This window comes from Pseudarthrobacter sp. NamE2 (assembly GCF_005796205.1).
Classification (GTDB): Bacteria; Actinomycetota; Actinomycetes; order Actinomycetales; family Micrococcaceae; genus Arthrobacter.
Window position 1 is genome coordinate 140,170 of the sequence record NZ_VAHN01000008.1, and the last position, 11,523, is coordinate 151,692.

11 protein-coding genes are annotated in these 11,523 nt (G+C 66.3%); 6 read left to right on the forward strand and 5 right to left on the reverse strand.

Annotation, left to right across the window (positions count from 1 at the left end):
- Positions 1–44: 44 nt before the first annotated feature.
- Complete coding sequence (locus tag FDW83_RS11440; RefSeq protein WP_138138209.1) at positions 45–548, forward strand: NUDIX domain-containing protein; 504 nt, start codon at positions 45–47, stop codon at positions 546–548.
- 80 nt (positions 549–628) lie between these two features.
- On the opposite strand, the gene FDW83_RS11445 is transcribed toward FDW83_RS11440, so the two are convergent.
- The 4 genes from FDW83_RS11445 to FDW83_RS11460 are packed head-to-tail and all read right to left on the reverse strand — an operon-like array spanning position 629 to position 4,157.
- Positions 629–1,036, reverse strand: a complete 408-nt coding sequence (locus tag FDW83_RS11445; protein WP_138138210.1) for a universal stress protein — start codon at positions 1,034–1,036, stop codon at positions 629–631.
- Complete coding sequence (locus FDW83_RS11450) at positions 1,033–2,565, reverse strand: tripartite tricarboxylate transporter permease (protein ID WP_138138211.1); 1,533 nt, start codon at positions 2,563–2,565, stop codon at positions 1,033–1,035. The genes FDW83_RS11445 and FDW83_RS11450 overlap by 4 nt, the downstream gene beginning before the upstream one ends.
- A gap of 9 nt (positions 2,566–2,574) precedes the next feature.
- Complete coding sequence (locus FDW83_RS11455; RefSeq protein WP_138138212.1) at positions 2,575–3,147, reverse strand: tripartite tricarboxylate transporter TctB family protein; 573 nt, start codon at positions 3,145–3,147, stop codon at positions 2,575–2,577.
- Positions 3,148–3,152: 5 nt separating this feature from the next.
- On the reverse strand, positions 3,153–4,157 hold the full coding sequence (locus FDW83_RS11460; RefSeq protein ID WP_138138213.1) for a tripartite tricarboxylate transporter substrate binding protein: 1,005 nt from the start codon (positions 4,155–4,157) through the stop codon (positions 3,153–3,155).
- Positions 4,158–4,296: 139 nt separating this feature from the next.
- On the opposite strand from FDW83_RS11460, the gene FDW83_RS11465 reads away from it, so the two are divergent.
- From FDW83_RS11465 to FDW83_RS11485, 5 genes are all read left to right on the forward strand, one after another.
- Positions 4,297–5,181: a LysR family transcriptional regulator gene (locus FDW83_RS11465; RefSeq protein ID WP_138138214.1), complete on the forward strand. Its 885-nt coding sequence runs from the start codon at positions 4,297–4,299 to the stop codon at positions 5,179–5,181.
- Positions 5,182–5,309: 128 nt separating this feature from the next.
- Positions 5,310–6,224 carry a 5-dehydro-4-deoxyglucarate dehydratase gene (kdgD, locus tag FDW83_RS11470; protein ID WP_138138215.1) on the forward strand — a complete coding sequence of 305 codons (915 nt, stop codon included), beginning with the start codon at positions 5,310–5,312 and terminating at the stop codon, positions 6,222–6,224.
- A 29-nt stretch (positions 6,225–6,253) separates the two neighbouring features.
- A complete protein-coding gene (locus FDW83_RS11475) occupies positions 6,254–7,858 on the forward strand; it encodes an aldehyde dehydrogenase (NADP(+)) (protein ID WP_138138216.1) in 1,605 nt (534 codons plus the stop codon).
- The gene (locus FDW83_RS11480) at positions 7,855–9,183 is read left to right on the forward strand and encodes an enolase C-terminal domain-like protein (RefSeq protein ID WP_138138217.1); all 1,329 of its coding nucleotides are present in this window, start codon (positions 7,855–7,857) and stop codon (positions 9,181–9,183) included. The genes FDW83_RS11475 and FDW83_RS11480 overlap by 4 nt, the downstream gene beginning before the upstream one ends.
- A gap of 230 nt (positions 9,184–9,413) precedes the next feature.
- The gene (locus FDW83_RS11485; RefSeq protein ID WP_138138218.1) at positions 9,414–10,766 is read left to right on the forward strand and encodes an MFS transporter; all 1,353 of its coding nucleotides are present in this window, start codon (positions 9,414–9,416) and stop codon (positions 10,764–10,766) included.
- 29 nt (positions 10,767–10,795) lie between these two features.
- Here FDW83_RS11485 and FDW83_RS11490 read toward each other — a convergent pair whose 3' ends face one another.
- Positions 10,796–11,515: a GntR family transcriptional regulator gene (locus FDW83_RS11490; RefSeq protein ID WP_138138219.1), complete on the reverse strand. Its 720-nt coding sequence runs from the start codon at positions 11,513–11,515 to the stop codon at positions 10,796–10,798.
- Positions 11,516–11,523: the final 8 nt, after the last annotated feature.

An 11,523-nucleotide genomic window follows, 5' to 3' on the forward strand; every position in this document is an offset into this window, starting at 1 on the left:
AGTTTTGCAGGCTGGGCCAAAGACGGCAGTGAGGTGGAGAACAGATGCCGGTACGCAGTGCAGGGATACTGCTCTACAGGCGCCAGGGTGCAACCGGGGGTGGAACGGCGCCGCCGGAGAAGGCCCCCGGCACGCTGGAGGTTTGGATTGCCCACATGGGCGGGCCGTACTGGGCCAACAAAGCCGACCGCGCCTGGTCCATTCCTAAGGGCGAATACGGCGAGGACGAGGACCCGCTGGCTGCCGCCCTTCGGGAATTCGCGGAGGAGATGGGAACCCCGGCGCCTGAGGTGGAGTACCGGCTGCTGGGTGGCTTCCGGCAGCCGTCCGGCAAGATGGTTGTGGTCTACGCGGCAGAACATGACTTCGAGCCGGATGGGATCGCCAGCAATACCTTTTCCCTTGAGTGGCCCAAAGGGTCGGGCAGGATCCAGCACTTTCCGGAGATCGACGACGCCCGCTGGTTTCCGGAGGCAGAAGCCAGGCTGAAGCTGGTCAAGGGCCAGATCCCCGTCCTCGACGCCCTGGTGAAACACGTCTTCGGTTAGGCAACCAAAAGGCTGGCGGCCCCTGCCGGGACCGCCAACCTTTTACTACTGTGCTGCCGGGCCAGACGGCGGCATGCTCTCTATGGGCAGTTGCCGCCGCCGGCCTTGACCGCGAGCACCGGCCGGTCCGCCTGCATCAGGATCTGCTGGGCGTGGCTGCCGAGGATAAACTTGCCCACCTGGGTCCGGTGCCGCAGTCCGATCACGATCAGCGAGGCATCCACCTCGCGGGCGATATCCAGGAACTCATCAGCGAGGTCGTGCTGGTACGGCGGCTGGATCACGCGGGCGCGCACTCCTGCTTCCGATGCCCGCTCTGCAGCCTGCGCCAGCACATCCTCCGGAGCAACGGACTTGTCCACCAGGGCGCCCTGCCGTGCTGAGTTGACGATGACCAGCTCCTGCTTCCGGAGCTGCGCCTCCGCGATGCCGGCGGCGAGTGCCGCCTCACCGGCCGGGGTGGGAACGAACCCGACGACGATGCTCATACCTTCTCCTCGATGTTGTTGGTGGTGGTGACGGCTCCCGCGCCGCCCTTGCGCTTGGCGATGAATGTGCGGATGGCCGGCAGGAAGGCGACCAGCACAAAGACAACCAGCAGGGTGGCCGAAATGGGGCGGGTCAGGAACCCGGTGGCGTCGCCGCCGAACATCAGCAGCGAACGGCGCAGGGAGTTTTCCAGCAGCTCGCCAAGGACGAAGGCCAGGACCAGCGGCCCGGGTTCGAAGCCGAACTTCTTCATCAGATAACCAACGATGCCGAAGACCACTACCAGGGTGACGTCGAACATGCTGTTGTTGATCGTGTAGGCGCCCAGCAGGGTGATCAGGGCCGTGATGGGGGCCAGAATCGCGGCGCGAACGCGCAGGATGCGCACAAAGATGCCCACCAGCGGAAGGCTCATGATCAGCAGCAGGATGTTCCCGATGTACATCGAGTTCACCACACCCCAGAACAGGTCCGGGTTCTGCTCCACGAGTTGCGGTCCGGGCTGGACGCCCTGGATCAGCAGCGCGCCGAACATCAGTGCCATGGTGGCGTTGGCGGGAATGCCGAGGGTCAGCAGCGGGATGAACGACGACGTCGCTGCCGCGTTGTTCGCGGTTTCCGGCCCCGCAACGCCCTCCGGCGCACCCTTGCCGAACCGTTCGGGCTGCCTGGCGCGCTTCTTTTCCATGGCGTAGGAGGCCATCGAAGCGATGGTGGCGCCGCCGCCGGGCAGGATGCCAAGGAAGAAGCCGAGCACCGAGCCGCGGCCCACGGCCCCGGAGGCCTGCTTCAGGTCGCCCCTTGAGGGCCACACGTTGGAAACTTTCGACGGCGCCTTGGCCGCGCGGTGCCGCTCCTCCAGGTTGTAGAGGATCTCTCCCAGGCCGAAGATGCCCATGGCGATCGGAACAAAGTCGATGCCGTCCGCCAACTGCATGCTGCCGAACGTGAAGCGGCTTTCACCGGTGAACATGTCCCGGCCCACCGTGGCCAGCAGGAGGCCGATCGCGGCGGCCACCAGCGCCTTGGCCCTGGCACCGCTGCTGATCGTGGCCACCAGGAGGATGCCCAGCAGCGCCAGCGCGGAGTATTCGGGCGGACCGAAGTCCAGGGCGAACCCTGCCACGATGGGCGCCAGGAAGGTCAGGCCGATGATGGCGGCGGTACCGCCCACGAACGATCCGATCGCGGCAAGGCCCAGGGCGGTGCCGGCACGGCCCTGCCGGGCCATCTGGTAGCCGTCGAAAACCGTGACCACGGAGGATGCTTCACCGGGAAGCCGCAGCAGGACGGAGGTGATGGTGCCGCCGTACTGGGCGCCGTAGAAGATGCCGGCGAGCATGATGATGGCGGTGACAGGTTCCACGCCGTAGGTCAGCGGAAGCAGGATGGCAATGGTTGCCGCCGGCCCCAATCCGGGCAGCACGCCGATCAGCATGCCGATAACGACGCCGACCAGGCAGTAGAGGAGGTTCGTCGGCTCCAGGACGACTGAAAATCCATTGATCACAGGATTCAGGAAATCCATGGTGGTCTCCTAGAAGAGATGGGGAATGGAGGTGCCGAGCGCCAGGACGAAGATCCCGTAAAACGCGGCCACAACGAGCACGCTGACCAGCGCGGTGGACCGCCAGGTTTCACCGCCCAGGATCCGCATCCAGATCACGCAGAGGATGAGCGCGGGGATTTCGAACCCGATCAGGGGCATCAGCGCAACCATGGCGGCAAGCGTGACCAGGCCGGTGACCGGAGCCAGGGACATCCGGGTGAACTTTTCGGCATCGCGGTTGCGCCGGCCCAGGATCAGCTGGAAGAGCCCCAGCCCCACCATGACGCAGCTGATCATGAACGGCCACAGGCCCGATTGCGGAGCGGCAGGAGTGCCAAGGCCCATGGATACGGAGAGCACCAGCGCACCGATGCCGACGGCGAGCACCACCAGGGATGAGCCCGCGTTGGCGAGGGCGCCTGCGGCGGGCGGCTTTTCCGCCTCCCACTGGGCGGCCAGCTGCTCGGGGGTCAGGGCTTCGGGCAGGTCATTGGCGTCCCCGCCGGACGGTACGGCGGAACTGCCGTCCCGTCCGGCGGACACTGCTGGAGTGGTCTCCATTGCTGTTACTTGTTTCCGCTCAGGCTGATGCCGTGCTTTTCCACCAGCTCCTTGTACTTGGCTGCGTAGCCCTTCCACTCGGTGACGACTTCCTCACCGGTGATCTCCTTGGGAGTCAGCATGTTCTTCTCGTTGAACTCCTTGTAGGCGTCCGTCCTGAAGGCCTCCTGGAACGAGGCCAGCAACTTGTCCTTGACCTCCTGCGGGGTACCCTTCGGCGCTGCCACGGCGCGGTACTGGGCGACGGGAACGTCGTAGCCGGCTTCCTTGGCGGAGGGTACGTCGGGAAGGAAGCTGTTGCGCTCCTCCGAGAAGACGAGCAGCGGCGTCACCTTCCCGGCCTCGATCTGCGGCATTGCCTCGCCGAGCTGGATGGTGGCGAGTTCCACCTGGTTCCCCATGACGGCGGTCAGGGCCGGCTTGCCGCTGTCAAACGGAATGTCGGTACCGTTCACGTTGGCCTGCTTGAAGAGGACCGTCTGGGCGAGTTGGCTGCCGGTCCCGACGCCGGTGGTGCCGAATGTGACGCTGCGGCCGGCGCCGGTCACATCCTCGAAGCTCTTGAACCCGGAATCCGTGCTGGCGACGAGCACGTAATCGTCCTGCGAGAGCCCGGCAATGACATCCAGGTCGTCGATGTTCACGGCCTCGTCGGCGCTGACCGCAAGGGGAGTGATGGTGATCAGGGAAGCGTTGAGCAGGACGAGTTCCTGGCCGTCGGCGGGCTTGCCGGCCACTTCCTTGGTGGCCAGGGCGCCGTTGGCACCCGGCTTGTTCACCACGGGCATCGGTGCACCGAGGGACTCCGTGGCACCTTCGGCCAGGGCACGGGCGATAAGGTCGGTGCTGCCGCCGGCAGCCTGGCCGACGGTGAGGGTGACAGGGCCACTGGGGTAATTGGACGTGTTGGCCGCGCCGCCGGCAACGTTGCCGCCGCAGGCGGTCAATGCCATCAGGGTGAAGGCCGACGCCGTGCCGAGGACGGCACGGCGGGTGGGGAAGTGCTTCATTGGAACTCCTCGTTATTTCTCCGGTTGGGGTCCGGACGTTCTGTGAACCGGGTCACCCCGTTCGCTGTGTCGAGTGTAGGGAGCAGTTATGATGCCTGTCTAAGCCCTAATCTGCATCAAGTGATACCTGGAAGGCATCATGTTTACCTTCGACCAGTTGGCCGGCTTCATCGCCGTCGCCGAGGAACTGCATTTCGGGCGGGCGGCCGAGCGCCTGAACATGACCCAGCCGCCACTGAGCCGCCAGATCCAGAAACTGGAAAAGATCATCGGCGCCGAACTCCTTGAGCGCGACAACCGGAAGGTGGAACTCACCAATGCGGGCAAGACCTTCCTCGAGGAAGCCCGCCGCCTTATGGCCCTGGCGGAGCGAGCTCCGGCCTCGGCCCGCCGGATTGCCTCGGGGCGCTCCGGCGTCCTGCGCATCGGGTTCACGGCCGCCAGCGGGTTCAGCATCCTGGGGCCGCTCCTGGAGGAAATCAGCACAATCATCCCGGACGTGGATGTGGACCTGCAGGAACTGGTGACCGGAGACCAGATCAGCCGGCTGATGACCGGCGAACTGGACATCGGCCTCGCCCGGCCCCCGTTCGACCGGGAGACTTTCGACTCGCACCTGCTGTACCAGGAGTCACTGGTCCTCGCGGTTCCGGGCGGACACCCCCTGACAAGGCTGGCACGGGACATCACCCCTGAGGATTTCAAGGATGAGCCGCTCATCATGCATTCGCCCATCCAGGCCCGCTACTTCTATGACCTGGTGGTGCGGACGCTTCCGATCCGGCACGAGAATGTGGTCCACACCGTGAGCCAGGTCCTCACCATGGTTTCCCTCGTGGCAGCCAAGCGGGGGGTCGCGTTCGTGCCGCACTCCGCCACCATGCTGGGCATCAAGGGCGTGGAGTTCCTGCCGCTGCCGGATGGGGACGGCGGGCAGGTGGAGCTGCACGCCATCTGGAACCGCAGGATCACCAACCCGGCCCTGTCCCGCCTGCTGCGGGATCTCGAATTTGCCATGGAGTAGATCGCGGGTGATGCCTCAAAGGTATCAATGCATTCAAAAGTGCACTTAGACAGGCATCAGCGGCGCTCCTACTCTGGAGGGGAACCATCAGCCTGCCGCTTGCGGCGCACACCACAAAGGACCACACCGTGGCAAAGTACACACCCCAGGAATTGGCGGACATCCTCAAGGACGGTCTGCTGTCCTTCCCTGTCACCTCGTTCGACGCCCAGCTGCAGTTCGATGAGGAGAACTACCGCAAGCACCTGGCGTGGCAGGCAAGCTTCCCGGTGGCGGGCCTCTTTGCAGCCGGTGGTACCGGCGAAGGCTTCTCACTCACCCCGGCCGAATCCGAGCGCGTGGTCCGCACCGCCGTCGATGAAGTGGGAAGCCAGGTCCCGGTCCTTGCGTCCGCCGGCGGATCCACGGCGCAAGCCATCGAGAATGCGAAGGCTGCAGAAGCCGCCGGCGCCGAGGGCCTCCTCCTGCTGCCGCCGTACCTCACCGAAGCAGACCAGGCAGGGCTGATCGAGCATGTCAGCGCGGTCTGCAGCGCCACGTCCCTCGGCGTCATCATCTACAACCGCGCCAACGCCATCTACAAGGACACCACCGTGGCTGCCCTGGCCGAGAGGCACGGGAACCTCATCGGTTTCAAGGACGGCGTGGGGGACCTGGAGCACGATTCCCGCGTCTACGCCAAGCTCGGTGACCGGCTCTTCTACCTGGGCGGCCTGCCGACGGCCGAGACCTTCGCCCTCCCCCTGCTGCAGCTGGGCATGAGCACCTACTCCAGCGCCATGTACAACTTCGTCCCGCAGTTCGCCCTGGACTTCTACCAGGATGTCCGCAACAACGACCGCGCGGCCGTGAACAAGAAGCTCAACGACTTCGTCATCCCCTACCTGGACATCCGCGACCGCGTCAAAGGCTACGCTGTGTCCATCGTCAAGGGCGGCCTGGACGCCATCGGCCGTTCCGCCGGGCCCGTCCGCCCGCCGCTGCAGAACCTTGCCGGGCAGGACCTGGCGGACCTCAAGGCGCTCATCGCCACCGTTTCCTAACCGTCCCCGAAGACACAGGAGGAACCATCGTGACCCTCACCGGACACTCCCTTATCGCCGGCGAGCCGGTTGTTGGCGAAGGCAAAACCACCAACGGCTTCAACCCCGCCACCAACGAGGCCCTCGAGCCCGCGTACTCGCTGCTCACCGAGGAGCAGCTGAAGACCGCGACCGCGGCAGCGAAGGACGCCTTCCCGTCCTTCAGCAGCCTGGACCCGGAAACCCACGCCGCGTTCCTTGAGGCCATCGCGGACAACATCGAGGCCATCGGCGACGAACTCATCACCCGTGCCGGCCAGGAAACCGGTCTCCCGGCAGCCCGGCTGCAGGGTGAACGCGCCCGCACCACCGGGCAGCTTCGCCTCTTTGCCGCCGTGGTCCGTCAGGGCGACTTCCGCGGCGTCCGGATCGACCCCGCCATCCCCGACCGCACCCCGCTCCCCCGCGCCGACATCCGCCAGCGACAGATCCCGCTCGGCCCCGTGGCGGTCTTCGGCGCCAGCAACTTCCCCTTGGCGTTCTCGACGGCGGGCGGAGACACCGCCTCGGCCCTCGCCGCGGGCTGCCCCGTGGTCTTCAAGGCCCACAACGCCCATCCGGGCACCAGCGAACTCGTCGGCCACGCAGTCACCAAGGCCGTGAAGGACCTCGGCCTGCACCCGGGCGTGTTCTCCCTGGTCTACGGCCCCGGCGCCAGCATCGGCCAGGCCCTCGTCGCGGACTCGGCCATCAAGGCCGTCGGCTTCACCGGCTCCCAGGCCGCCGGCATCGCCCTGATGAAAACGGCGGCGGCGCGCCCGGAGCCCATCCCGGTCTACGCCGAAATGTCCTCGCTGAACCCGGTCTTCGTCTTCGAAGGCGCGCTCAAGGGTGACGTGGACGCACTCGCCGCCGCCTACGTCACCGCGGTGACCGGCAGCTCCGGGCAGTTGTGCACCTCCCCGGGCCTGCTCTTCGCCCCCGAAGGCGAGGCAGGGGACAAACTGGCCGCCGCCGTCGGACGTGCTGTCGCAACCTGCGCAGGGCAGACCATGCTCACCGCAGGCATCGCCGCCTCCTGGAACACCGGAACCGAGGCCCTCCGCAGCGCCGAGGGCGTGTCACTGATCGGCAAAGGTACCCCGGGAGCTACCGAAAACGCCCCCGCCCCGGCTATCTTCGGCACCGGTGTGGAGCACTTCACCAGCAACCACGTCCTGCACGAGGAAATCTTCGGCGCCGCGTCCCTGGTGATCCGCTACCGCAGCACCGAAGACCTGCTCCAGGCCGCAGCCCGGATCGAAGGCCAGCTCACCGCGTCCCTCCACCTCACCGGGGAGGACTACCCGACGGCGGCGCCGCTGATCCCCGTGCTCGAGCAGAAGGTGGGGCGCATTATCGTCAACGGCTGGCCCACCGGCGTCGAAGTGGGCCACGCAATGGTCCACGGCGGGCCCTTCCCCGCCACCTCCGACTCCCGCACCACCTCCGTGGGAACCCTCGCGATCAACCGCTTCCTCCGCCCGGTCGCCTACCAGAACCTTCCCCAGGAACTCCTCCCCGAGCCCCTGCAGGACACCAACCCCTGGCACCTCAACCGCCGCATCAACGGCAACGTTGTGCCCGCCGAAGAGAAAGCAGAGGCCAGCGCATGAGCAACCAGCCCACCATTGCCGGCGTCGACGTTGTGCCCGTTGCCGGCTACGACAGCATGCTGATGAACCTCAGCGGCGCGCACGGCCCCTTTTTCACCCGCAACGTGGTGATCATTACCGACTCCGACGGCCGCACAGGCCTGGGTGAGGTGCCCGGCGGCGAGAAAATCCGCACCACCATTGAGGAAGCCGGCGCCCTGATCAAGGACAGGCCGGTGGCCCGGTACCGGTCACTGCTGCGGGAGATCGCCGCCGAGTTCGCGGACCGCGACGCCGGCGGCCGCGGCCTGCAGACCTTCGACCTTCGCACCACTGTCCACGCCGTCACCGCCGTGGAGTCCGCCCTGCTGGACCTGCATGGCCAGTACCTCGGCGTTCCCGTGGCTGAACTGCTCGGTGACGGACAGCAGCGCACCTCCGTGCCGATGCTCGGCTACCTCTTCTTCGTGGGCGACCACAAGCGCACAGATTTGCCGTACCTCGTGGAAGACAACCCTGCTGACCGCTGGGAGGAACTGCGCCGCCAGGAGGCAATGACTCCGGAAGCCGTCGTCGCCCTCGCCGAAGCTGCGCAGGAGCGCTATGGCTTCAGCGACTTCAAGCTCAAGGGCGGCGTGCTGTCCGGTGACGACGAAGTGGACGTTGTCACGGCCCTCGCCAGGCGTTTCCCAGAGGCCAGGGTCACGCTGGACCCAAACGGCGGGTGGCTCCTGGCCGACGCCATCCGGCTGGGCAAGCGGATGCAGGGCGTGGTGGCCTACGCCGAGGACCCGTGCGGCGCAGAGGGCCGCTTCTCCGGCCGCGAAGTCATGGCCGAATTCCGCCGCGCCACCGGCCTGAAGACGGCCACCAACATGATCGCCACCGACTGGCGGGAGATGTCACACGCCATCCGCAGCAACGCCGTGGACATCCCGCTGGCAGACCCGCACTTCTGGACCATGCACGGTTCGGTCAGGGTAGCCCAGCTCTGCAACGAGTTCGGCCTCACCTGGGGGTCGCACTCGAACAACCACTTCGACATCTCGCTGGCCATGTTCACGCACACCGGCGCGGCAGCCCCGGGCGAAATCACCGCTTTGGACACGCACTGGATCTGGCAGGACGGCCAGGGCCTCACCCGGGAACCGCTGCAAATCAAGGGCGGCGCCATAGAGGTCCCCAACAAGCCCGGCCTGGGCATCGAACTGGACCGGGACGCCCTGGACAAAGCCCACAAGCTGTACCTGGAGCACGGCCTGGACGCCCGCGACGACAGCATCGGCATGCAGTACTACATCGAAGGCTGGTCCTTCGACCCCAAGCGGCCCTGCCTGGTCCGCTAGGAGGCACACCAGCGGCCCTTTCCGCCCTGCAGATGCAGTGCGGAAAGGGCCGCTGTTCTGTATGCGCCCAAGACGGCCAGGGCCATGCCCGGAGGGCATGAAGCGATGCCCTATGTGTGTTGGACGTGCATCACACCGGCGCCCTACAGTAGGAGGGTCGCTGTGGCAGGCCCCACATCCCTCCGCCCCGCAGCCGGCCTGCGTTATCTATCCCAAAGGAATTACATTCAATGAAGTCTGTGGACAATGCTGTCTCGGACGTGGCCACCGCCACGAAAAAGTTCTTCAAGCGCGTGCTGCCCATCATGCTTGTCATGCTGGTCTGCAACCAGCTGAACCGCTCCAACATCGGCTACGCCCAGGACCACCTGCAGGCTGACGTGGGTATCGGCGCCGCCGCCTACGGCTTCGGCGCGGGCCTGTTCTTCATCGCCTACGCCATCTTCGAACTTCCCAGCAACGTGATGATGGAGAAGTACGGCGCCAAAGTCTGGCTTACCCGGATCATGATCAGCTGGGGCACAGTCTCCTTCCTGATGGCGTTCGTCCAGAACGAGACCATGTTCTACGTCCTGCGCTTCCTGCTGGGCGCCGCGGAGGCAGGCTTCTTCCCCGCCGTCATCTTCTACTTCGCCCGCTGGGTCCCCGCCGGGCAGCGCGGGAAGGCAACCGCGATTTTCATCGCCGGCTCGTCCGTCGCAGCAGCTATCTCCGGCCCCATCGCCGGCCTGCTCCTCAGCCTGCACGGCGCCCTGGGCCTGCGCGGCTGGCAGTGGCTCTTCGGCTTCGAAGGAGCCCTGTCCGTCGTCGTCGGCATGGCGGTGTTCTTCGTCCTCGACGCCAGGATCAAAGACGCCAAGTGGCTGACCGCAGCCGAGAAGGACGCACTGGCCCAGGCCATCAGCGATGAGGACGCCCAGCACACCAAGGCAGACGGCGGCAGGGTTAACCGCTGGAAGATGCTCCTGAACCCACAGATCCTGCTGCTGTGCGGCATCTACTTCTCGGTCCAGCTGTCCATCTACGCCAACACGTTCTGGCTTCCCAGCATCATCAAGCAGATCCCCGGCACCACTGACCTCACCGTCGGCTTCCTGTCCTCCATCCCGTGGGTGTGCGCCGTGTTCGCCATGTACTTTGCGGCGAAACTGCAGGACAAGGCCCGTTCCAAGAAGCCGCTCCTGGTGGCCGCATTGCTCACCGCCGCCGTGGGCACATTCGCCGCCGCCATCGCCTCCCCCGCCATGGCGCTGGTCTTCCTGGCCATCGCCGCCATGGGCTTCAAGAGCGCGTCCCCGCTGTTCTGGACCATTCCCCAGTCCGGCCTGCACCCGCTGGTTCTGGCCCCGGCCATCGCCCTCATTAATTCCCTGGGCAACCTGGGCGGCTTCGTTGCCCCCTTCGGTTTCGGGATCATCAAGGAACAGACGGGCAGCGTCATCCCCGGTCTCTTCGCGCTGGCTGCGGCGTCCACGCTGGCCGCCGGACTGGTCTACTTCCTGAAAGAACGGCGTACCGGCGGCGAGCCGGCGGCCGAAACCGAGGACTTCGGCGTGGAGGCCGCGGTTCCCAGCCGGGCCTAAGGAAGAACGTACGACGGCGGCGCGGCCCTTCAGCGGTCAGCGCCGCCCTTGGTGGCAGGTTCCGCCGGCACCGCCCCGAGATGCACCAGCAGTTCGCGTTCGGCGGCGTCCAGGTAGCGCCGGAGTTCGGCCGCCGCTTCCGCCCGCCGGCCGGCACGGATCTGCTCCACCAGGGCCGCGTTCAGGTCCACGTAGTGGCTATGGAAGTCCGGCGCGGTGGACATGGCGTGGAACACCAGCCGCATCTCGGCCAGCACCTTCTCCATCAGCCTGGCCAGGGTAGCGCTGCCGGACAGGCCCACCAGGGCCTTGTGCAGTTCCTGGTTGGCGTCGGCCATGTCCAGGACAGAGCCTGCGGCCTTTGCCTCCTGGGCCTTGGCGACGATCGCTTCCAGGTGCTCAAGCGCCCCCGGAGGCATCTCGCCCGACTGGACCGCCGCAGGTTCGATCAGCCGCCGGACGCGGTAGATCTCGCGCACGTCCTCTGCACCGGGTGCGGCGACGAAGACGCCACGGTTGGGGATGCGCTGCACCATTGATTCCCCTGCCAGGACCGTAAACGCCTCACGGAGCGTGTTACGGGAGACGCCGAGCGCCTCGGAGAGCTTTTGCTCGGACAGCTTGCTGCCGGGCGCCAGCTGTCCCGCGGAGATGCGTGAACGCAGCACCCCGGCAACCCAGGCGCCGGTATGCGCGTGGGGTGCCTGGCCGCTGTCGGCGGTTGCCTGGAGTGCTGCATTCATGGACATCGTTCCAA